Here is a 22,613-nt window from a genome sequence, read left to right on the forward strand (position 1 = left end):
CGTTGCCAAGTCGAGTCTCTCGCTCAGCGGCGCAACCGCCGCAGCGCTTCCAGTACCTGCTGCAGCTGACGGCTCAGGGGTTTGTCGCGGCGCAGCACCAGGGCCAGGGTGCGGGTCAGGGGCGGCGCCAGCGGCTGGACCCTCAGGCCGTGGCGATGGTGCTCGGTGGCCACGGCGATGCCGGGCACCAGGCTGTAGCCGAGTCCGGCGGCCACCAGTTCCTTGAGCGCCTCGATGCTGCCCAGCTCCATCACCGGCCGGCTGGCCTGGCCGGCGCGGCGAAACCAGTCGTCGATCAGCAACCGGGTGCTGCTGCCGGTCTCGAAGGCCAGCAGCGGCGCTTCGGCCAGGGCCGCCGGCGCCAGCGCGCCCCTGGGCAGCGGACTGGCAGGCGGGAGCAGGGCGACGAAGGCATCCTCCAGCAGCGGCTCTACCTGCAGGTTGCGGCCACTGGCGGGCAGGGTGACCAGCCCCAGGTCGAGGCGGTTGTCTTCCACCGCGCGCAAGACGTCCAGGGTGTTGCCGGTGCTGACGCGCACATCCAGCTGGGGAAAACGCTGGCGCAACTGGCCCAGCAGCGGCGGCAGGAGATGGATGCAGGCGGTGGCGCCGGTGCCGATGGCGACCCGTCCGCTGACCGTCTCGCCATGGCTGGCCAGGGCCTGCAGGGCCTGGTCCACCGCCGTTTGGATATGGTCGGCGTGTTCCAGCAGCAGACTGCCCGCCGCGGTGGGCTTGAGACCGCGCCCCAGGCGCTCCAGCAACTTGAGCCCCAGGCGCCGCTCCAGCTGGCGAATCTGCAGGCTGACCGCCGGCTGGCTCAGCCCCAGGCGATCGGCCGCGGCGGAAAAGCTGCCGGTGGCGACCACCTGGACGAAGGTCTGCAGTTGGGTGAGGTTGAGGTCGGCCATGCCAAGGTTTCGCTTATACCGAGGATAACCGAGCATAGCTTTATCTTTGGCTGGGCGTCCCGGCATGATCGCCCCATCGACCCCTGGATGGACCGCCCTCTTGAACACCGCCCTGCAATTGCGTGACGCCACCTCCGCCGATCTTCCCTTCATCCAGGCCATCTATGCCCAGCACGTATTGCACAGCTGCGCCAGCTTCGAGCTGGAGCCGCCGGACGTGGCCGAGCTGGAACGGCGCCTGGCGGCGGTGCGTCAGGCCGGGCTGCCCTATCGGGTGGCCGAGCGGGACGGTGAGGTGCTGGGCTATGCCTATGCGGTGCTCTATCGCCCACGCCCGGCCTATCGCCATACCGCGGAAGACTCGGTGTACGTGCGCGACGGCCTGGGTGGTCAGGGGATCGGCCGGCGGCTGCTGGAGGATATCGTCGCGGCTTGCACGGCGGCGGGCTTTCGCCAACTGGTAGCGGTGATCGGCGACAGCGCCAACCAGGGCTCCATCGCCCTGCACCAGCGGCTGGGCTTTCGCACCGTCGGCACCTTCGCGGCGGTGGGCTTCAAGCATGGACGCTGGGTGGACACGGTCCTGATGCAACTCAGCCTGGGCGAGGGCGAGCGTACCCCGGGGACACGCTGATGACGCCGATGCCGAGCGATCGCGCCATCTGGCAGCTGGGGTTGATGCAGTTGCTGGCCTGGGGCCTGGCCTTCTATCTGCCGGGGGTCTATGGCCCGGCGATGGCCGCGGGACTAGGCTGGGATGCGCGCTGGGTCTATGGCGGCTTTTCCCTGGCGATGCTGACCATGGGGCTGGTGTCGCCTTTCAGCGGCGCGGTGATCGAACGCCTGGGTGGCTGCCGCACCCTGCAACTCGGCCTGGTGCTCGACGCCCTCGGTTGCCTGGGCCTTGCCGCGTCTCAGTCGGCGCCGCTGTTCTATCTGGCCTGGGTGACCCTGGGGGTGGGCATGCGGCTGTCGCTGTACGACGCCGCCTTCGCCACCCTGGCGCGCCTGGCCGGCGAACGCTCGCGGGCGGTGATGGTGCGCATCACCCTGCTCGGCGGGCTGGCGTCGGCGGTGTTCTGGCCCCTGGGGCACTGGCTGCTGGAGGCGCTGGGCTGGCGCCTGGGGCTGGTGGTCTATGCCGGCATCGCCCTGGCCGGCCTGCTACTGCTCCTGCCGCTGCCCAATGTGCGCGGACGCTTGCCCAGTGCCGAGCTACCGCCCACGGCGGGGGGTGGCTCGCCACGCCTCGCCGGCGTGCTGTTCGCCACCGGGATGGCCTTGATCGGCTTTCTTTCGGCGGGGTTGTCGGCGCATCTGCCGGCGCTGCTGGCCGAGCGTGGGGTGCCGGTGGGGGTGGCGGCGCTGTGGGGCATCGGCCAGGTCTGCGCGCGGCTGGTGGAACTGGCCTCCGGGCAGCGGCTGTCGGCGCGTCAGCTCAATCTGCTGCTGGGCCTCGGCCTGCCGCTGAGTTTCGCCCTGGCGCTGGCGAGCGAAGGCCATTTCGGCCTCACCGCCGGCTTCGTCTTTCTCTATGGCGCCCTCAACGGCCTGGTGGCGGTGTTGCGGGCCAGCTTGCCGCTGGAATTGTTCGACCGGGCGCTCTACGCACGCCTGACCGGCAAGCTGCTGGCGCCGAGTTTTCTGCTCTCGGCGGCCGCGCCCTGGTGCTATGCCCTGGCGCGGGAGAGCTGGGGTGATCGGGGCCTGCTCGGGCTGTGCCTACTGGTCAGCCTGGGCGTGACCCTGGCGGCGCTGGGGCTGCTCGAGCGGCGGCGTCCGGCGCCAGCCTGAGGCGGGAGCCGGCCCGCGAGCTAGTTCAGGCGCCGGGCGAACTGACCCACCGCACCGACCACACGCTGGGCCCCGTCCTGGATCTCGGTGATGCGGGTGCCCGCGGCGTTGGCCAGCTGCAGGCCCTGTTCCGCCTGGTGCTTGCTCGCGGCCATGTTGGCGACCGCGGTCTGCGCCAGTTGCTGGTTCTGCTGCACCACGCCGACGATCTCTTCGGTGGCCTTGCTGGTACGACCGGCCAGCTGACGGACCTCGTCGGCCACCACGGCGAACCCGCGGCCCTGTTCACCGGCCCGCGCCGCCTCGATGGCGGCGTTGAGCGCCAGCAGGTTGGTCTGCTCGGCGATGCCGCTGATGGTCTTGACGATGGTGCTGATCACCAGCGATTGCTCGCCCAGGGCCTCGATGCCGTTGGAGGCGACCTGCAGCTCCTCGGCGATCTTGCGCATCACCGAGACGGTGTCCTGCACCACCTCCGCCCCCTGACGGGCGCTCTCGTCGGTCTGCTGGGAAATGTCGAAGGCCACCTTGGCCGCCTCGGCCACCGCCTGTTCCTGCTCGACCTGTTCGGTGATGACGGTGGCGAACTTCACCACCTTGTACAGTTCGCCGCGGGTGTTGAGTACCGGGTTGTAGGAGGCTTCCAGCCAGACGGTACGCCCATGGCTGTCGATGCGCTTGAAGCGGCTGGCGATGAATTCGCCGCGATTGAGCCGCGCCCAGAACGCCTGGTAGTCGGCGGAATTGGCATCTTCGCTGGTGCAGAACTGCCGGTGGTGCTTGCCCTGGATCTGCTTGAGCGAATAGCCCATGCCCTGCAGGAAGCGGTCGTTGGCGGTGAGCACCTCGCCGGCCAGGTTGAATTCGATGACCGCGGTGGAGCGCAGCAGGGCGTTGATCAGCCCGGAGTGCTCGGTGGAGGTCTCGACCTGTTCGGTACGGTCGTTGCCGTAGCAGATGGTCTTGTGGATGCGGCCGTTAGCGTCGCGCAGCGGCTGCCAGGTGGCATAGAGCCAGGCTTCCTGGCCGTTGGCCCGCAGCAGGCGGTACATGCCGCTGGTCTGGTTGCCCTGGCTGAGCGCGCTCTTGAGGTCACGATAGCAGGGCAGTTGCTTGACGTATTCCGGAATGAAGGCGTCCAGGGGACGCCCCACCACGTTCTCGGAGCGGTAGCCCATCTCGCGGCAGAAGCGCTCGTTGACGCGTTCGATATTGCCGCGGTCATCCACGGTAAGACTCAGCGCCTGGCTTTCGAAGCCGGCGTGCAGCTGACGCAGTTCGGCGACCTCGGCCCGCAGTTGGGCGATTTCGGTCTTGAGAGGGCGATTGAACATGGCAGGGCACCAAGAGGAGTGAAAGTATGACTTCCACTACTTCGACGGTACCCGGATTTTCTGAAGGGGGAGCCGTGGCGACTTTCGACTAAAGCCGCAGCCTATGCCTGACGACCGGCGATGAAGCGCCGGAAGACTGCCAGGGTAGCCTCGCTGACATGGTGCTCCATGCCTTCGGCGTCGCGGCGCGCGGTATCGGCGTCCACGCCCAGGGTCAGCAGGAAGGTCTCCACCACATGGTGGCGCGCGCGACTGGCTTCGGCCAGGGCCTCGCCTTCAGGGGTGAGGAAGACGCCGCGATAGGGCCGCTGCACGATCAGGCCGGCGGCGGCCAGGCGCTTGAGCATCTTGGCCACGGTCGGCTGGGCCACGCCGATGCGCGCGGCGATGTCCACCTGGCGCGCTTCACCGCCGTCCCGGATGAGATCGGAAATGAGCTCGACATAGTCTTCGATCAGCTCCTGACGATGCGCCTCGCGGACCTGTTGAAAACCTTCCATATGAATGGATGGATCGACCAACCGATTCAGCAGTTCGTCGTCCTTTGTCATGTTGCCCACCTGAATGACCTTCTCCGCAAAGACCTGAGGCGCGTCAAGAGGACGCGTTCGGGCGCCATTTTGACCGAGTTGCGGGCGAATACCAAAGATTCCTTCGCCAATGGGCGTTATCGACGGATGAGATAGAGATTTTTTATTGCTGAATGTGTGAATTTTAGCCTAGGCTAAATTCTCCAAAGGGTATTCCTATTTTGCCGCACGAGTCAGCTATGAAAGAATCCGCCAGCTATGTCGAGCCAGCCTGGCAGGAGTCCGCGCCTTCCGCCCAGCCCAGTCTGGGGCGGATGAATGCCAGCGTGCCGGTACCCGAGGGTGGCAGCTGGTTACGCCGGCTGCTGGCCTTTGTCGGCCCGGGCTACATGGTCTCGGTGGGCTACATGGATCCGGGCAACTGGGCCACCGACCTGGCCGGGGGCTCGCAATTCGGCTACCTGCTGTTGTCGGTGATCCTGCTCTCCAACCTCATGGCCATCCTGCTGCAGGCCCTGGCCGCGCGGCTGGGCATCGCCACTGGGCTGGACCTGGCCCAGGCCTGTCGCGCACGTTATTCGCGGCCGGTCAGTCTGCTGCTGTGGATCGCCTGCGAGATCGCCATCATCGCCTGCGACCTGGCCGAGGTGATCGGTACCGCCATCGCCCTCAATCTGCTGTTCGGCATCCCGTTGATGTGGGGCGCCATCCTCACGGCGCTGGACGTCTTTCTCATCCTGCTGCTGATGAATCGCGGGTTTCGCTGGCTGGAAGCCTTCGTCATCGCGCTGCTGACGCTGATCTTCGTCTGCTTTGGCGTGCAGATGGTGCTTGCCCAGCCGTCCATCGCCGCGATCGCCGACGGCTTCCTGCCCAAGGCGGAAATCGTCACCAATCCGGCCGCGCTCTACCTGGCCATCGGCATCATCGGTGCCACCGTGATGCCCCATAACCTCTACCTGCATTCCTCCATCGTCCAGACCCGCGCCTATCCGCGCACGGAGGAGGGGCGGCGCATGGGGCTGCGCTGGGCGGTGGCCGACAGCACCCTGGCGCTGATGCTGGCGCTGTTCGTCAACGCCGCCATCCTGATCACCGCCGCGGCGGTGTTCCACAGTGCCGGGCGCACCGACGTGGCCGAGATCCAGGACGCCTATCACCTGCTGTCGCCGATGCTGGGCGTGGGTATCGCTTCGCTGCTGTTCGCGGTCGCCCTGCTGGCGTCGGGTATCAACTCCACGGTCACCGCGACCCTGGCTGGCCAGATCGTCATGGAAGGCTTTCTGTCGCTGCGCATCCCCGACTGGGCGCGGCGGCTGATTACCCGGGGTATCGCTGTCATCCCGGTGGTGGTGGTGACCGGTCTCTATGGCGAGAGCGGCACGGCCAAGCTGCTGGTGTTGAGCCAGGTGGTGCTGTCCATGCAGCTGCCCTTCGCGGTGATCCCGCTGGTGCGTTTCGTCTCGGATCGCCAGCTGATGGGTTCTTTCGTGATCGGTCGGGTCACGCAGGTGCTGGCCTGGGCGATCGCCGGACTGATCGTGGTGCTCAATGTGAAGCTGCTGGCCGATATCCTGTTGGGTTAGAGGATATCTGAGGTCTGATGACCTTCGGTGGCTCTGGCGTGCTGGTTTGGGAACTTGTGAAAGCGGAAGGGTATCCATCCGTTACCACAATAAGTTCTTCCCCTAACCACCCCGGAGCACTCGCCATGTCCTACGACGCCCGCCAAACCCCAGCCTATGCGGCCACCACGGCCACCGCCCCCTTGCTCAAGCGTATCTCCTGGAGCTCGATCATCGCCGGCGTGGTCATCGCCCTGACGGTTTCGCTGCTGCTGAGCCTGCTCGGCACCGCCATCGGTTCCGCCTCCATCGATCCGCAGCAGGAAGCCAATCCGCTGGATGGCCTGGGCAAGGGCACCGGCATCTGGGTCGGCGTCAGCGCCGTGGTCTCGGTCTTCATCGGTGCCTGGATCGCCGGTCGCCTGGCCCAGCGCGAAGGCGCCCTGCACGGCATCCTGGTCTGGGCCAGTGTGACCCTGGTCAGCGTCTATCTGGTGTCCAGCGCGATGAGCGGCGTGGTGCGTACCGGCCTCAACGTGGCGGGCAGCGGCCTGTCGATGATCGGCAGTGGCCTTTCCCAGGCCGCACCGGCGCTGACCAATCAGGTTCAGGACCAACTGCGCCAGCAGGGCATCCAGCTCGACCTGGGCGATCTGCAGAACGAACTGGAAACCGCCTTGCGCCAGACCGGCAAAACCGAACTGCAGCCGGAGAATCTGCAGCAGCAGGCCCAGGGCGCCGAGCAGGATGCCAAGAACACCGCCCAGAACAGCGCCAACAATCCGCAGCAGACCGATGACCAGCTGACCGCACTGCTGGACCGTCTCAAGGCCCGTGGCGACCAGGCTTGGAACGCCGCCGACCGTCAGGCCTTGGTCAACCTGATCAAGGCCCGTACCGGCAAGAGCGACGCCGAGGCCAATGCCATCGTCGACAAGGCCCAGCAGACCTACCAGCAGGCCTATGCCAAGTACCAGGAGCTCAAGGCCCAGGCCGAGCAGAAGGCTCGTGAAGCCGCTGACGTGGCCGCCCGCAAGGTCTCCCAGGCCAGCTGGGTGCTGCTGATCAGCCTGGTGATCGGTGGCATCGTCGGCGCCATCGGTGGTGCCCTGGGTCGTCGTACCCAGCCGGCCAACAAGGTGGTCGCTGCCTAAGCGCCCCCTCTGGCGGATCCTTCGGCTTCCGCTGTAGGACTAGATGCCCGGACTGGCGACGGTCCGGGCATCGGCGTTTTTGGGTGATCGCTTTTTCTAGCTGTCTGGCCGCTCGGCACGAACAGGTGGCGATAGGTCAGCGGGGCGACCAGGGTGGGCCTGAGCCTGAGCCTGAGCCTGCCTGAGCCTGGCCTGGCCGCACTGGACTGGACTGCTGGCGGCCTGCTAAGTGCTGAGCGACCTGGCCTTCTACCGACCGGCCCTGGCGGTGAGCACCTGGGCGCTGCGCCTGGGGTTGGCGAATGCTGCCGAACTCTACCTGGCCGGGCTCTCCTGCTGGGGCTGCGCAACAGCCTGTCACGCGCCTGCGGCCAGCTCAGCTAGAGCAGGATGTCCCCCGGTCCCTGGATGGCCTTCTCCACCGCCTGGCCCGTGGCGCGCTCTTCGTTGGAAAAGCCGTCATGGTCGCGCAGCGGACCGAAGTCGATGCCGGTCAGTTGTTCGATGCGCACGACGCTGCACTGGTAGGTGCGCAGGCGGCCGAAGGCGATGGATAACTCGTCCAGCTCCCGGCGCTGGTCGATGAGGTAGGCACTGGCAGAGGGTTTGCCGTCGTCACCGAGAAAGGCCACCACCTTCCAGAAGGCCTCGGGAATCCGGGCGTCGCGATAGACCCGGTCGTCCGGGCGCAGCACCGGGCCGCTGAAGACGGTGATACGTGCCTGCCAGCGCTGGGTGTTGTCGAGCAGATAGTCTTCCAGTTCCAGCCAGGTCCGCTGGTTGAAGGCGGCCATCTGCGGCGCGCAATTGGTGAAGTGAAAGGTGTCACGGTTGGCCTGGGCGGCAGCGGGGCCCCAGTTGGGATCCTGGCGCCGCACCAGGTGGCCCCGGTCGAGCAGGTTGTCGGCATAGAGCGCCTCACCGAGCTGGGCCTCCAGCGGCACTCGACCGTCATAGGCCCAGGCGTCGCGGCTACGCGGCACGTCCCGGTGCTGACCGCCATCGATATTGACCCCGACCCAGAGCGCCATCCGTCGGCTGCGCGAGAGGGTGACCGAGAAATGGGTGTAGTCCAGGCGATCGCCCGAGGCGGGCAGGGGATGGACGTCGGTGGCCAGGGCGGCGCTCGGGCCTGGCCAGGGGACCTGGAAGGCGCCCAGGAAGTCGGCCTGGTAACCCTGGCGATCCGCCAGGCTGGCGGCGGGGGTGATCCGCGGCTCGGCGCTTCTCAGACCGGCGGGTTGCGCCGGCAACAGGGGACGCAGGTCGGCGAGGCGCGGGCGATAGGCGAGATCGACGGCAAAGGGCTGGCTGGGCATGGGTTATCTCGGGTGCAGAGGGCGAACCGTCAGCGCAGCACAGGAAGGTGACCGGACGATGACCACGGTCAGCGAAGTGGTATGCGCCGGCGCTAGCTGGCAAACTCGTTCGCGACCTAACGATTCCCACCGAGATCCCCGAGTGAACCGCCCATGAAGCTATCGCTGTTTTCCCCCTTTGCCCATCGGCGTACCTGGCTGCTCGGCGTGCCCGGCCTGCTCCTCAGCGGCGCCGCCCTGGCCAGTCAGCAGTCCGATGCCAAGGGCTTCGTCGAAGACGGTGACCTGACCCTGCTGCTGCGCAACTACTACTACCTGCGCCAGAACGAAGGCGACGGTCATGGCGCCGAGGCACGCAACAGCCGGGATCCGCGCAGCTGGACCCAGGCCTTTCTGCTCAACTACACCTCGGGCTTCACCCAGGGCACCGTGGGGGTCGGGGTGGATGCCTATGGCTACCTGGGCCTCAAGCTGGATGGCGGCGATGGCCACGCCAACACCCCGAACATGCCGGTGGACGGTGACGGCAGCCAGCGCAGCGAATTCAGCAAGGGCGGAGCGGCCGTCAAGCTGCGCGTTTCCAACACCGTGCTCAAGTACGGCGACCAGCAACCCACGGCGCCGGTACTGGCGGCGGGCGGTAACTGGCTGTTTCCCCAGACCGCCCGTGGCTGGAGCCTGGTGAGCCAGGAGGTCGATCACCTGATGCTGGAAGGCGGTCACTTCACCGCCGCCACGGCGCCGCGCACCACCGGCGCGGACGGCGGCATCTTCGCCGGCTACGCCGGCGTGGAAGCGGCCTCGGCCAGCTATGCCGGGGGCGTCTACAAGTTCAGCGATCATCTCAGTGCCTCGCTCTACGCCGGGCACTTCGAAGACGTCTGGGACCAGTACTACGGCAACCTCAACTATGTGCTGCCGCTGGCCGCCGAGCAGAGTCTGACCTTCGACGCCAACCTCTACCGCACCCTGGACGCCGGCAGCGCCAAGGCCGGCAGCATCGCCAACACCGCCGGCTCGCTGGCCGCCGCCTTCCAAACCGGCGCCCACACCTTCACCCTGATCCACCAGCGCATCCATGGCGACCAGCCCTTCGACTACGCGGTCTTTGGCGCGCCGGTGCCGGGTGCCTTCGGTGACTCCATCCTGCTCGGCAACTCGATGCAGTTCTCCGACTTCAACGGTCCGGGCGAGCGCAGCTGGCAGGCCCGCTACGACCTGGACATGGAAAGCTACGGCGTGCCGGGGCTGAGCCTGATGGTGCGCCATACCCGTGGCAGCGGCATCGACGGCAGCAAGGTTGCGGCGGATTCGGCCTATGCCGGGCTCTATGGCGACGGCGACAAGGAACACGAGAGCGATCTGGAGGCCAAGTACGTCCTGCAGAACGGCCCGGCCAAGGACCTGAGCTTCCGCCTGCGCCAGGCCTGGCATTCCGGCAGCCAAAGCACTGGCGGCACCGTGGCCGAGACGCGGCTGATCACCGAGTATCCGCTGAATATTCTTTGATACCGCCGAGTGGTGGGCAAATCGCCGTAGGTTGGCGCTGAGCACAGCGAAGCCCAACGGTGCCGAGGTCAGCGCGGCTTGTTGGGCTTCGGCGATGGAGCCGCCTCAGCCCAACCTACGGTTCCAGACAAACCGCCGTAGGTTGGCGCTGAGCGCAGCGAAGCCCAACGGTGCCAAGGTCGGGCGCGGATTGTTGGGCATCGGCGATGGAGCTGCCTCAGCCCAACCTACGTACCATTCTCGTAGGTTGGCGCTGAGCGCAGCGAAGCCCAACGGTACCGAGGTCGCGCCCGGCTTGTTGGGCTTCGGCGATGGAGCCGCCTCAGCCCAACCTACGGCATCAGGCAAACCGCCGTAGGTTGGGCTGAGCGCAGCGAAGCCCAACAGGCCTCACCCTCGGGCCTTCGCCCGCGATTCTTCCAGCAGCCGCTCGATCTCCCCATGCAACCGCTCGGTCGCCCCGGCACGGTCGATCCACCACTCGGTGGACCAGACGCGCAGCAGCGTCCAGCCGAGACCCTGGAGGATGGCGCTGCGGGTCTTGTCGCGGTCGCGGGCGGTGGCGGCGCTGTGGTAGGTGGCGCCGTCGCATTCGATGCCGACGAGGTAGTCCCCCGGGCGGTCGGGATGGACGATGCCCAGGTCGATGCGGAAGCGCGAGACGCCGATCTGCGGCACCACGCGCCAGCCCTTGGCTTCCAGCGCCTGGGCCACGGCTTCCTCGAAGGGCGAGTCGTGCCCGCCCAGCGAACCCTTGACCGCGGCCGCCAGGGCCTGGGGACCGCGCTGGGCGAATTCCAGGAACAGCTTGAGATCGCGCACGGCGCGGGCATTGGTACGGTTGAGGTCGATCAGCCCCGGATCGAAGGAGGAGAACACCAGCATCTCCCGCCGCGCCCGGGTCACGGCCACGTTGAGGCGGCGCCAGCCACCGTCCTTGTTCAGCGGACCGAAGTTCATCGACATCGTATTGGCGCCCGGCTCGGTGGGACCGAAGCCGATGCCGAGCATGATCAGGTCGCGCTCGTCGCCCTGGACCGTTTCCAGGTTCTTGACCACCACTGGCTCGGCCAGGTCCTCGGCGAAGTGCGCCTCGATCTCCGGGTGCTGCTGGCGTGCACGGTCGAGCAGGTCGGTGACCAGCCGCTGCTGTTCGCTGTTGAGGGTGATGATGCCCAGGCTCAGCCCGGCGAAGGCCGGATCCAGCAGGCGCTTGACCGCCTCGGCGACCATGGCCTGGGCTTCCAGGGCGTTGTGGCGCCCCTTGCCCTTGGCGTAGACGCCGTCCACCCGCCGCCACTCCACCGCGCTCGGGCGGATCTCCGGGGCGGGAAAGGTGATGAGCTTGCCGTCGTAGTAGTGATGGTTGGAAAAGGCGATCAGGCTCTCGTGGCGACTGCGGTAGTGCCAGTTGAGGCTGTGGCTGTAGATGCCGGCACCCAGGCATTCGTCGAGGATGCTTTCCAGGTCCTCGGCGGTGTCGTCCTCGCCGGCGGCGCGGTCGAAGAAGCGCGTTGGCGGCATCTGCCGGGGGTCGCCGGCGATCACCACCTGCACGCCCCGGGCGATGGCGCCTACGGCGTCCCAAGGCGCGATCTGCGAGGCTTCGTCGAAGATCACCAGGTCGAACAGGCCGCCGTCCGGGGGCAGGTACTGGGCGATCGACAGCGGACTCATCAGCATGCAGGGCGCCAGTCGCGCCAGGGCGTCGCCCATTTCCAGGGCCAACTGGCGCAGCGGCCGGTGTCGGCGCTGCTTCTGCAACTCGTGCTTGAGCACGGCGAAGCCGCCACCCTGGCGCGCCGCATCGTTCTTCGGCGGCAGGCCATGGCAGAGCAGGGCGCGGATATGGCGCACGGCGAGAGTCTGCAGACGGTCGTCCAGCCGGCGATAAGCCTGGATGTCGCTCTCGTGCTCGGCCGGGACGAAATCGCGCAGCAGCGGCTCGGCGTCCAGGGCGGTGGCGGCGAACCAGCGGGCATAGGCGGTCTCGAACAGGGTCGGGAGATCGTCGGCCGCGGCGGTCGTGGCGCGGGCGATCAGGGGTGCCAGGCCGAGGGCGTCGGCTTCTTCGCGGACGCGTTGCCAGTCACACCAGGCCTTGAGTCGACCGGGCTGCCGCAGCAGCGCGGCGGCGGTGCGTACCAGCTCGGCGGCGGCGGTATCACCGGCCAGTCCCGCCTGCGCGGCGAATGCCTGGCGAGCGGCTTCGGCTGCATCCAGGGCCTCGGCGAAGGCACTGCTGGCCGGGGCCAGGGTGTTGTCCATCGGCTGATCCTCGGGATGCTGCAACCGCCGCGCTGCCGCCTGGCGTAGGGCCAGCAGCTGCTCGGGCGTTTCCGCCAGGGTTGGCAGCGCCGTGCTCAGCCTTTCCGCCAAGGCGCGGCGGGCGAGCAGGGCGTCGAGGTCGCTGGTGACGCCCTGCCAGCCGGCGATACCGCCAAGGGTGGGCGCCAGATCGTCCAGCTCGGTGAGCAGGGTACGCTGGCGGCGCAGGCGCGGCAGGTCGGCGGCGACATCGGGTTGGCCCTGGGTTTCGCCCTGGCGGGCGAGGTCCTGGGTGACCTGTCGCTGGGCGCGGCTGGCGAAGATCCAGAAGCGGCGAGCGGCGGCATCCCAGGCGGTTTCCAGCTGGGTCAGGGCGACGCGGCGACAGGCTTCGGCGGCATAGGGCACCGACAGCTCGCGCTCCAGCGCCTGGTAGTCCCGCAGCAATTCCAGGGCGCGTCCCAGGTGACGCTGGCGCTCGGCGGCGCCGGGCCCGAAGGCGAAGGCCAGGTCCTGGCCGGCGGCGCTTTGCAGAAGTTCAGCGAAGTCCAGCAGGCGGCGGGGCGCCACCTGGTCGGCCAGTGGCAGACCGAGGACATCGCGCAGGCGTTGCCGCGCCTGCTGCAAGGCTTGTTGGGTGTCGCGCAGCCGTTCGGCAGCGGTGACCAGGGCGTCCTGCCAGGCGTTGGACCAGGGATGCGCCGGCAAGAGGGCGAAATCCGCCGCCAGGCTGCGCCCGGTTTCGGCGTGCAGGGCCAGGCGGCGCACGGCGCTGCGCAACTCGGCCAGGGCCTCGGCGTCGTGGGCATCGGCCTGGGACCATGCCAGGCGTGGGGTATCGGGAGCTGCGTCACGCAAGACGCGGCCAATGCTCTGCTGCAGGGTCAGGCCATTGGGCCAGCGGCGGTGCAGGCGCTCCACCACGGCGTTGAGACGATCCCGCAGGCGCTCCACCTCGGCGGCCTCGACCAGCCATTCCTCTTCGTCGAGGCCGTCGCGGGTGTCCCAGGCGCGCTCCAGCTGCTTGAGCACCTCGGCCTTGGAGGCCTTGCTCGAATGCAGTTCCAGGCAGAATTCACCAAGCCCCTGGGCCTCAAGACGGCGATACACCACGTCCAGGGCCGCGCGCTTCTCGGCGACGAACAAGACCCGCCGGCCGAGCGCCAGGTTGTGGGCGATCATGTTGGCGATGGTCTGGGACTTGCCGGTGCCGGGCGGGCCGTCGAGGACGAAATCCTGGCCACCGGCCGAGGCCAGCACCGCCGCCAGTTGCGAGGAATCCGCCGGCAGCGGGGTGAAGAGTTCGGCCGGGGTCACCTGGCGATCCAGCTCGCGCTCGCGAGGAAAGCTGCCGCCGCTGAGGTAGGCGCCGGATTCCGTGGTGCGCTCCAGCAGGTGCCGCACCAGCGGGCTTTCCATCAGCTGGTCGCTGCGCTCGGTGAGGTCCTTCCACATCAGGTACTTGGCAAAGGAAAACTGGCCGAGCAGCAGCTCGCTACTGACCTCGAAGCCGGGCAGGTCGCGTACCGCACGGCGGACCTTGGTCCAGATCCCGTCCACGTCGATGCCGTTGCCATCCCCGGGCAGGGGGCCGTCGAGCCCGGGGATGTCCAGGTCGAAATCGTGGCGCAGCAGTTCCAGCAGGGTGAGGTTGAAGCGCGGCTCGTCCTCGAACAGGTGCAGGGTGATGCCGCTGGCGGCGCTCTGCCGTTCCAGGCGCACCGGCAGCAGGATCAGCGGCGCGCGGTAATGCTTGGGATCGTCGGCGGCCTTTTTCCAGCGCAGGAAGCCTAGCGCCAGGTAGAGGGTATTGGCGCCGCCCTCGTCGAGGTCGCTGCGGGCGCGCCGATAGAGCTCCACCAGCGCCGCGTCCAGCTTGGTCGCATCCAGGGGGGCGACCACCTCGCCGCGGGCCAGGGCGCCGCGGGCGTACTCATCTTGCAGATTCTCATGCTCGCGGGCCTCGTGCAGCACCGCGTCGCGCCCGCTCACCGCCAGATCCGGCAACGGCACCAGGCGCAGCGCCCGGCCCTCGGCCAGACGATCTTCCAGCGCCGCCGGTTCGGGGCAGAGCAGGGGTACGCTGCGGGCGTTTTCCGGCACATGCAGCAGGCGATTGCGGGTGGTGAGGTCGAGCAGCTTGCGTTGCCAGAGCGCCAGGCGACCGACCGGGGTGGTGGGCGCGGCCTCGACGTCCACATCGAAGGCTGGCAACGGCGGAGCCTCTTCCAGGGCTTCGCCCGGCAGCAGCAGGCCGTCCAAGGGGGTGGCGAGCTGTCCGGGCACCGCCAGCGGGCGGATGCGCTGCAGGCGGGCACGGCGGACATCCAGGGCCAGTACGAAACTGTCGTCGTCCAGCTGGCGCTCGGCCAGTTGCACCGCCTGGCTGAAGGACGGCGGTGGTGAGGCGGTGGCCTGGGTGGTCTCGAATACCAGCAGGTCCTTGAGCGCCACCCGCTTGCGAACCGGCTCGGCGTCGTCGGTGAGCAGCTGAGCGAATTCCTGGGGCTGCAGCCAGACGCCGGCGAAGGCATGGCCGCGGGTAATGACCAGCAGCGGATTGAGGCCGGCCTGTTCCAGCGCCGCGCAGGCGAGCAGGGCGAGATCCAGGCAGGTGGCCAGGCCACCGTCGAGGATGGCGCCGGGCGTGCGGATCTTCTGGCCCTGTCGCTCGAAGCTGGCCGGCGGCACCGCGTAGGTCAGCTGCAAGCCGCACAGGGCCGACCAGAGTGCCGAACCGAGCTCCCAGACCCGGCGGCGCGACTCCCCCTCGTAACCATCCAGCGCCGTGGATTTGCCGGCGCGGCGCAGCACCTCGGCGGCTGCCCCCAGCAGGCGATCCACCGCCGGGTCGTTGGGCATGACGAAGGCCGCCGCCAGTTCCGGCATGCTGTCCACGCCGCCCCACTGGTTGCGGGCCAGCAGCTCGACCGGATAGCGCCGCGTCTGCAGGATCTCGTCACCCTGGCGCACCGTGAAAGTCAGCTGGGCGACCAGGCTTTCCTGGAGGCTGCCGAGCAGGGCGGCGTCGAATTCGAGGTCGCGATCATCGAGATAGAGGGTGCCCTGGGGATCGAGGCGCTCCAGGTGCCAGGTGCGCGGCACCACGAAAGCCGGCTCGGCGGTCACCGTGAGGCTGAGGTCGGCCAGGGATTCAGGGCCGCTGTGGGTGAGGCGCAATTCACGCAGCACGGGCACCGCGTTCTGGTGCGCCGCGAAGCCGATCTTGCCGGCCAGCACCAGTTCGACATCCACGCTCATCGCCTACCACCCTTGCTTATTGCCTAAGGTAGATGAATGTACAGTAGTGGGCGGGTCGATGCAGCCCATAGCCTGCCTGGGCAAGCGGAAAAAGTCCTTTGGTGACGGGCGGTTGCGTGGTTTGAGCGGCAGGTCGCGGTTCAGGCGGCCGGGGTCGGGAAGACCAGGCTGAAATGGATGCCCCGCGCATCCTGCTCGACCTCGGCACGCCCACCATGCAGACGCATGATCGCGGCGACGATGGCCAGGCCCAGACCGTTGGAATCATGGGGCTGATGACGCGAGGGATCGGCGCGATAGAAGCGATCGAATAGCCGTCGCAGGTGTTCCGGCGCCAGGGCGGGACCGGCATTGCTGACGCGGATGCGCCCGCCGTCCGCCTGCAGCTGGATCTCGCCATCCGGGTCGGCATAGCGGATGGCATTGGCCACCAGGTTGCTCAAGGCGCGACGGAGCAGGAGCGGATCGGCGATCACCTCACCGCCGCCTGCCACGACCAGGCGCAGGCCGCGCTCGTCGGCCGGCCCTTCGAAATAGTCGGCGATGCGTGCCAGCTCTTCGTCCAGTTGCAGCGGTTGCGGGGTCAGCACCGCCTGGGCGTCGTCGGCGCGGGCAAGGAAGAGGATGCTTTCCACCAGGCGCGAGATGCGCTCCAGCTCTTCCAGGTTGGAGGCCAGCAGCGTCTGGTATTCCTCGCTGCTGCGTACCTGGCGCAGAGCGACCTCGGTATGGCCCATGAGGGCATTGATCGGGGTGCGGATCTCGTGGGCGAGGTCAGCGGAAAACTGCACCAGCCGACCATAGCCGTCGGCCAGCCGCGCCAGCATGGCGTTGTAGTTTTCCACCAGCGGTTGCAGCTCGCGCGGAGCATCGGCCAGTTCCAGGGGGGCAGCCAACCGGGTCGGGGTGATGCCACCGGCATGGCGGGCGATGCGCCGCAAGGGGGCCAGGCCCCGGCGCAGCAGCAGATAGCCAAGCCCGGCGGTAGCCAGGAAGGCCAGGGTCACGGCGCCGAGCAGGCCCAGCCGGAAATCGGCCAGGGTGGTGTCCTCGTTGCGCAGCACGTGGGCGGCGGTCAGTTCCACCGGACCTTCGGGAGTGTTCACCGCGACCCGTGCCGCACGCCAGCGAGTACCGTCGGCCAGCCGCCCTTCGCGCAGATCGGCCCGGGTCGGCCGCCGGGTCTGGGGGATGACGGGAAGATCGGGGAGGGCGATCTGCAGCGGGTTGGAGGCGATCACCGGCTTGGCGCCCGGCGCGCCGATGAGAAAGACATCCTGCTCGTTGCCCAGCATATTGGCGAACAGCTGCGGACTGCGGCCCAGGGTCTCCAGGGACAGGTCGGCACTGAGCAGGCTGCGAAAGTGCGCCAGGCGACCGAGCAGGGCGTAGTCGGCGCGCTCCAGCACGGTGCGTTCCAGGCTGTGGTAGAGAAAAATGCCTGCGCCACCCACGGCGAGCAACGCCACCAGGGCGAAACCTAGGGTGGCGCGTAGGATCAGCGAAGGCGCACGTGCACTCAAGGCCGGACCTCGCAGACATAGCCGATGCCGCGCACGGTATGGATCAGCTTGACCGGGTAGGGATTGTCGACCTTGGCGCGCAGCCGCTTGATGGCCACGTCCACCACGTTGGTGTCGCTGTCGAAATTCATGTCCCAGACCTCGGCGGCGATCAGGGTGCGCGACAGCACCTCGCCTTCGCGGCGCAGCAGCAGGTGCAGCAGGGCGAATTCCTTGTTGGTCAGGACGATGAGGTCGTCGCCACGGGTCACCCGCCGCCGCAGGAGGTCCAGCTGCAGATCGGCCAGGTGGAAGTGCTCAGGCTCGCGCACCACGCCACGGCGCAGCAGAGTGCGGATGCGCAGCAACAGCTCGACGAAGGAGAAAGGCTTGACCAGGTAGTCGTCGGCGCCCAGCTCCAGGCCGCGGATGCGATCCTGCAGACCGTCGCGGGCGGTAAGGAAAAGCACCGGCACGTCGAGCTTCTTGCGCAGCACCTCCATGATCTGCCAGCCGTCGATGCCGGGCAGCATGACGTCGAGGATGACTAGGTCGTAACGGCCGTCGAGCGCCAGGTGCAGGCCGTCGGCGCCGTGCTGGGTCCAGTCGACCGCGTAGCCGGATTCGCCGAGGCCCTTTTTCAGGTACTCGCCGGTCTTCTGGTCGTCTTCGATGAGGAGAATGTGCATGGCGTAATGGTAGGGCTTCCGGTCGCCTCGCTGGGTGACATTTTTGTCATTCGCCGGTCATCTTGCTGACCCCCCACGCGTCGCACTGTGGCGGGGCGATTCCCTATCCCAGGAGGTTTCATGCGTACCCAGACCCTGCTCCGCGGTTCCCTTGCCCTGCTGCTCGCCAGCAGCGCCCTGCTGGCCCAGGCCGCGCCCATGCCCACCGTCAAGCCCATGCGTGGCACCGTGGACAGCGTCCAGGGCGACACCCTGGCCTTCACCACCCGCAATGGTGCCCACCAGACGCTAATGCTGGACGACAAGACCAGCTACCGCGCCGTATCCAAGGCCAACCTGGATCGCATCGAAGCCAACAGCTTCATCGGCTCCGCCGCCACCCCCCAACCCGATGGCACCCTCAAGGCGCTGGAGGTGACCGTGTTCGAGGCCAGCCTGCGCGGCTCCGGTGAAGGCCACTACGGCTGGGAAAACGCTGACGGCAGCACCGGCACCATGACCAACGGTACCGTGGGTGAACTCAAGAAGGCCAATGGCCGTACCCTGACCGTGCAGTACAAAGGCGGCGAGAAGCAGCTGGTAGTACCGGAAGACGTGCCCATCGCCTATGTCGAGAAGGGCGACCGCAGCCTGCTCAAGCCCGGCGCCAAGGTGGTGCTGTTCCCCGCCGAAGACGGCAAGCACGCCAAGGGCGTAGCCGTAGGTAAGGACGGTTTCACCCCGCCCATGTAAGACCCCCCCGCGGTCGCCTGATTGGGATGGCGACCGCCTCCATCTCGCGGTGAAGAGGGACAGATCATGACCACCTCGCGACGGCGTCTGGTGCACCGCTGGCCGGTGCGCCTCACCCATTGGCTCAACGCCCTGGCAATGCCCTGCATGTTCATGAGCGGCTGGGCGATCTACAACGCCTCGCCGCTGTTCCCCTTCACCTTTCCCGCCTGGGCGACCCTTGGCGGTTGGCTGGGCGGCGCCATCGCCTGGCACCTGGCGGTCTTCTGGCTGCTGCTGGCGAACGGCCTGATCTATCTGCTCTATGGCCTGTTCAGCGGCCACTTCCGGCGGGATTTCCTGCCGCTGTCACCGCGCGCCATCGGCCGTGATTTCGCCGCGGCCGTGCGCCTGCGTCTGGGTCATCACCTCGGCACCTATAACGCCGTGCAGCGCCTGCTCTACTGGGGCGTACTGGCCCTCGGCGTGCTGGTGGTGCTCTCTGGCCTGGCGATCTGGAAACCGGTGCAATTGCAGGGGCTGGCGGCCCTGCTCGGCGGCTTCGACACCGCTCGCTACGTGCATTTCTTCGCCATGGCCGGCATCGGCGCCTTCGTCGTCGTGCACCTGGCCCTGGTCATCCTGGTCCCCCGCACCCTGCCGCCGATGATCACCGGTCGGGCGCACGAGGAGGTTAACGATGAGTCGGCGTGAACGCCTGCGCCTGGAACCGGCGCAACAGCGGCAGGTGGAGAATCTGCAGCGACGCCTGCTGCTCAAGCAGGGCCTGACGGTGGGCGCCCTGGCCATGCTCAGCGGCTGCAACCTGCAGGACGGCGACAGCGTCGACAAGGTGCTCTGGTCCATGTCGCGCTTCAACGACCGGGTGCAGGCCTGGCTGTTCGGCCGCGAACGCCTGGCGCCGACCTATGCCGCCAGCCAGATCACCGATCCCTTTCCCTTCAACGCCTTCTATCCCGAATACAACGTTCCGGAAGTCGACCTGAGCGATTACCGCCTGGAGGTCTCCGGCCTGGTCGCCAACAAGCAGGCCTGGACCCTGGAAGACCTGCGCCGCCTGCCGCAGCGCGCCGACATCACCCGCTTCATCTGCATCGAAGGCTGGAGCGCCATCGGCCAGTGGGGTGGGGTGCCCCTGCGTACCTTCCTCGAACGCATCGGCGCCGACACCACGGCCAAGTACGTCGGCTTCAAGTGCGCCGACCGCTACTACTCCAGCATCGACATGGCCTCGGCGCTGCATCCTCAGACCCTGCTGGCGCTGGACTTCGGCCAGGTGGCCTTGCCGCCGGACTACGGCTATCCGCTGCGCCTGCGGGTGCCCACCAAGCTCGGTTTCAAGAATCCCAAGCACATCCAGGCGCTGTTCGTGACCAACGACTATCCCGGCGGGTACTGGGAGGACCAGGGCTACAACTGGTTCAGCGGGATATAGGGCCTGGCAGGGCGGAACCCCGGCCCGGAGGTAGAGTCGAGATACCACCATCCTCTACCGGGAGCTCCCCTCATGTCCGCTCATCCCTCGATCGGTTTCATCGGCTTTGGCGCCATGGCCCAGCGCATGGGCGCCAACCTGCGCGAGGCCGGTTATCCGGTCCGCGCCTACGCCGAACACCAGCAGGACGGCGAGCGCCACGGCACGCCCATGGAGCCCCTGGCGACCCTGCTGCCCCAGGCGGAAGTGGTGATCGTTTCTCTGCCCAATGACGCCATCCTCGAACAGGTGCTGCTCGGTGCCGACGGCGTCGTCGCCCGTCTGGAAAGCGGGCGCCTGCTGATCAATACCAGCACCAATTCGCCCGCGCTGTCGCTGCGCCTGGAAGCGGCCGGCCGCGCCCGTGGCATCGCCGTGGTCGAGGCACCGGTGTCCGGCAGCACCCCCGAGGCGGAACAGGCGCAACTGGTGGTCCTGGCCGGCGGCGAACCCGAGGCGGTGGAGCGTGCGCGGCCGATCCTCGAAACCCTGGGCAAGACCGTGCATCACGTCGGTCCGACCGGGCAAGGCGCGGCCATCAAGCTGGCCATCAACGGCCTGATGGGCGCGGGTCTCGCCGCCCTGGCCGAAGCCCTGGCCTATGCCACCCGCGCCGGTCTCGATGCCGAGGTGTTGTTCGAGGTGTTCGGTGATCTGGCAGTGCTTTCGCCCCACCACCAGCGCAAGCTGGCGGCCCTGCGCGAGGGCGACTTCGCGCCGCAATTCCCCGCCGCCCTGATGCACAAGGACATGGGCCTCCTGCTGGCCGAACTCAATGCCACCTTCCAGGGCGCACCGACTCTGGCCGCCGCGGCGCAGCAACTGGCGCTGGGTGCCGAGCTGCATCCCGACGCCGACTACGTCATCACGGCCGATGTCCTGCTGGAAGAGGCCGAGGACGCCGCCACGCGCTGACGCCTGGCTTTCCCCCTTCCGGGACGACGTCTAGACTGATCCGGTCCGTCGTCCCGGAATTCCCGCCGCATGACCGCTACCGGCACCGCCGTACCCCACTTCTGGCGCGATCCCGCGCTGCCCTTTCTCGAAGCCCGTTCCATCCAGGACGGTCGCGCGCTCTGCTATGCCCCCCATTCCCATGAGACCTTTTCCATCGGCACCGTGCTGGGTGGGCGCAGCCGCTATCACAATGGACCGACCCGCGAACTGGTAGGGGCGGGTACCCTGGTGCTGATGAATCCCGGCGACGTCCATGCCTGCAATCCCCAGGGCGAGGACGCCTGGCGCTATCGCATGCTGCACGTGGACGCCGGCTGGCTGGCCGAGCTGCAGCGCCCGGGTGCCGACGACTTCCAGCCGCTGGCGGTGCAGCTGTCCCAGGACGGCCAGCTGTACGCCGGGTTGGAGGCGCTGCATGCCTGCCTGGTCGATCCCGACAGCCTCACCCTGCAGCGCCAGAGCCAGGCGCTGCTGTATTTCGAAGCCGTGTTGGCGCGGCTGGGACGTACGTCCGTCGCCGCCGTGCGGGAGCGCGAGGATCGTCGCCTGGGCCGGGCCGCCGAGTTTCTCGATGCCCACTGCGGCGAGGGCGTCAGTCTCGACCAGCTCAGCCAGGTGGCGGATCTCTCGCCCACTCAGCTGATTCGCAGCTTTCGCCGGCGCTATGGCCTGACGCCCCACGCCTATCTGATCGACCGCCGCATCCGGCTGGCGCGGCAACGACTGCGCCAGGGCGAGGAGTTGGCGGAGGTCGCCCTGGCCACCGGCTTCGCCGACCAGGCGCATCTGCAGCGCACCTTCAAGCGCCTGGTGGCGGCCACCCCTGGCCAGTACCGCACCGCTTCAACCCTCCCACAGCAGTGAGGCGGCGCACAGCACCAGCAGCACCGCCAGGCCGCGATTGAGCAGGCGCAGGCGGGGCGCCGCCAGGGCGCGACCGCGCAGCCATTCGCCGGCCACCGCCCAGCAGGCGAGCGAGGCGAAGCAGATCACCAGATAGAGGACGGCGAACAGCACCAGGCGCCCGCGATCCTCGCCGACGAACAGCGCCACCCCGGCCGCGGCGGCCAGCCAGGCCTTGGGATTGAGCCACTGCAGCAGGGCGCCATCACGAAAGCCCGGACAGTGCCGCAGCTGGCCGGTGCCCAGGTCCCCGGAGGCCCTCGCCAGTTTCCACGCCAGGTACAGCAGAAAGAGCGCGCCGGCCGCGCGCAAGACCCAGAGCAGCATCGGCCAGGTCGCCAGCACCCCATGCAGGCCAAGGCCGACCGCCACCAGCAACACCACGAAGCCCAGGGTGGCACCCGCGACATGCCACAGGGCCGGGCGCCAGCCATGGGTCAGGCCGGTATTGAAGCCCACCAGGTTGACCGGGCCGGGCGAAAGGGAAGCCACCAGGGCAAAGGTGGCCATGGACAGGATCAGGGTCAGGGTCATCGCTAGGTCTCGTCGATTGAGGAGACCTGACCCTAGCGAGCGTGACCGCCTGCCGTATTGAAGAAAATGACCTTCAATGCCGACGAAAGGTGGGAATTCACGGCGTTTCGCTAACGTCCATTACAGCGAGCCTTGGCTCCCCCGGTGGTTTCAACGTCGCTGTCGGCCACCGGGGCT

General features: G+C 67.9%; 18 protein-coding genes. 10 read left to right on the forward strand and 8 right to left on the reverse strand.

The features are described from left to right. Window positions 1-23 precede the first annotated feature (23 nt). Window positions 24-947: a LysR family transcriptional regulator gene (locus LRS53_RS00900; RefSeq protein ID WP_231354633.1), complete on the reverse strand. Its 924-nt coding sequence runs from the start codon at window positions 945-947 to the stop codon at window positions 24-26. Between the two features lie 64 nt (window positions 948-1,011). On the opposite strand from LRS53_RS00900, the gene LRS53_RS00905 reads away from it, so the two are divergent. Next, window positions 1,012-1,545, forward strand: coding sequence for a GNAT family N-acetyltransferase (locus LRS53_RS00905; protein WP_231355389.1), 534 nt, complete (start codon window positions 1,012-1,014; stop codon window positions 1,543-1,545). Continuing rightward, a complete protein-coding gene (locus tag LRS53_RS00910) occupies window positions 1,545-2,705 on the forward strand; it encodes an MFS transporter (RefSeq protein WP_231354634.1) in 1,161 nt (386 codons plus the stop codon). Before LRS53_RS00905 ends, LRS53_RS00910 begins: the two co-directional genes overlap by 1 nt. Window positions 2,706-2,725: 20 nt before the next feature. Here LRS53_RS00910 and LRS53_RS00915 read toward each other — a convergent pair whose 3' ends face one another. After that, window positions 2,726-4,039: a methyl-accepting chemotaxis protein gene (locus tag LRS53_RS00915; RefSeq protein WP_231354635.1), complete on the reverse strand. Its 1,314-nt coding sequence runs from the start codon at window positions 4,037-4,039 to the stop codon at window positions 2,726-2,728. Between the two features lie 101 nt (window positions 4,040-4,140). Further along, on the reverse strand, window positions 4,141-4,590 hold the full coding sequence (gene mntR, locus LRS53_RS00920) for a manganese-binding transcriptional regulator MntR (protein WP_231354636.1): 450 nt from the start codon (window positions 4,588-4,590) through the stop codon (window positions 4,141-4,143). A 218-nt stretch (window positions 4,591-4,808) separates the two neighbouring features. Between mntR and LRS53_RS00925 the strand changes: the two genes are divergently transcribed. Further along, the gene (locus LRS53_RS00925) at window positions 4,809-6,155 is read left to right on the forward strand and encodes an Nramp family divalent metal transporter (protein ID WP_269216607.1); all 1,347 of its coding nucleotides are present in this window, start codon (window positions 4,809-4,811) and stop codon (window positions 6,153-6,155) included. Between the two features lie 125 nt (window positions 6,156-6,280). Beyond that, entirely contained in the window at window positions 6,281-7,288 is a 1,008-nt protein-coding gene (locus LRS53_RS00930; protein ID WP_231354637.1) for a YrzE family protein, read from the forward strand. Window positions 7,289-7,668: 380 nt separating this feature from the next. Here the strand turns inward: LRS53_RS00930 and LRS53_RS00935 are convergent, their stop codons facing one another. Continuing rightward, window positions 7,669-8,607, reverse strand: coding sequence for a DNA/RNA non-specific endonuclease (locus LRS53_RS00935; protein ID WP_231354638.1), 939 nt, complete (start codon window positions 8,605-8,607; stop codon window positions 7,669-7,671). Window positions 8,608-8,760: 153 nt separating this feature from the next. Here LRS53_RS00935 and LRS53_RS00940 point away from each other — a divergent pair, with 153 nt between their 5' ends. Next, window positions 8,761-10,116 carry an OprD family porin gene (locus tag LRS53_RS00940; protein ID WP_231354639.1) on the forward strand — a complete coding sequence of 452 codons (1,356 nt, stop codon included), beginning with the start codon at window positions 8,761-8,763 and terminating at the stop codon, window positions 10,114-10,116. 390 nt (window positions 10,117-10,506) lie between these two features. Here the strand turns inward: LRS53_RS00940 and LRS53_RS00945 are convergent, their stop codons facing one another. The 3 genes from LRS53_RS00945 to LRS53_RS00955 form a co-directional block, all read right to left on the reverse strand. Continuing rightward, window positions 10,507-15,645, reverse strand: coding sequence for a DUF4011 domain-containing protein (locus LRS53_RS00945; protein ID WP_231354640.1), 5,139 nt, complete (start codon window positions 15,643-15,645; stop codon window positions 10,507-10,509). Between the two features lie 140 nt (window positions 15,646-15,785). Then, complete coding sequence (locus LRS53_RS00950) at window positions 15,786-17,168, reverse strand: heavy metal sensor histidine kinase (RefSeq protein ID WP_231354641.1); 1,383 nt, start codon at window positions 17,166-17,168, stop codon at window positions 15,786-15,788. Beyond that, complete coding sequence (locus tag LRS53_RS00955; RefSeq protein WP_093254533.1) at window positions 17,165-17,836, reverse strand: heavy metal response regulator transcription factor; 672 nt, start codon at window positions 17,834-17,836, stop codon at window positions 17,165-17,167. Before LRS53_RS00955 ends, LRS53_RS00950 begins: the two co-directional genes overlap by 4 nt. A gap of 120 nt (window positions 17,837-17,956) precedes the next feature. Here LRS53_RS00955 and LRS53_RS00960 point away from each other — a divergent pair, with 120 nt between their 5' ends. The 5 genes from LRS53_RS00960 to LRS53_RS00980 all read left to right on the forward strand — a co-directional run bounded on the left by LRS53_RS00960 (window position 17,957) and on the right by LRS53_RS00980 (window position 21,863). Beyond that, entirely contained in the window at window positions 17,957-18,568 is a 612-nt protein-coding gene (locus tag LRS53_RS00960) for a hypothetical protein (protein ID WP_017640014.1), read from the forward strand. 66 nt (window positions 18,569-18,634) lie between these two features. Then, a complete protein-coding gene (locus tag LRS53_RS00965) occupies window positions 18,635-19,261 on the forward strand; it encodes a cytochrome b/b6 domain-containing protein (RefSeq protein ID WP_017640013.1) in 627 nt (208 codons plus the stop codon). After that, complete coding sequence (locus LRS53_RS00970) at window positions 19,248-20,003, forward strand: molybdopterin-dependent oxidoreductase (protein WP_017640012.1); 756 nt, start codon at window positions 19,248-19,250, stop codon at window positions 20,001-20,003. Before LRS53_RS00965 ends, LRS53_RS00970 begins: the two co-directional genes overlap by 14 nt. Window positions 20,004-20,075: 72 nt before the next feature. Then, on the forward strand, window positions 20,076-20,957 hold the full coding sequence (locus LRS53_RS00975) for an NAD(P)-dependent oxidoreductase (protein ID WP_231354642.1): 882 nt from the start codon (window positions 20,076-20,078) through the stop codon (window positions 20,955-20,957). Between the two features lie 69 nt (window positions 20,958-21,026). Then, window positions 21,027-21,863: an AraC family transcriptional regulator gene (locus LRS53_RS00980; protein WP_231354643.1), complete on the forward strand. Its 837-nt coding sequence runs from the start codon at window positions 21,027-21,029 to the stop codon at window positions 21,861-21,863. On the opposite strand, the gene LRS53_RS00985 is transcribed toward LRS53_RS00980, so the two are convergent. Continuing rightward, window positions 21,843-22,430 carry a LysE family translocator gene (locus LRS53_RS00985; RefSeq protein WP_231355391.1) on the reverse strand — a complete coding sequence of 196 codons (588 nt, stop codon included), beginning with the start codon at window positions 22,428-22,430 and terminating at the stop codon, window positions 21,843-21,845. The genes LRS53_RS00980 and LRS53_RS00985 overlap by 21 nt on opposite strands. Window positions 22,431-22,613 lie beyond the last annotated feature (183 nt).

This window comes from Pseudomonas sp. PLB05 (assembly GCF_021106615.1).
In the GTDB taxonomy this organism is placed as follows: domain Bacteria; phylum Pseudomonadota; class Gammaproteobacteria; order Pseudomonadales; family Pseudomonadaceae; genus Chryseomonas; species Chryseomonas benzopyrenica.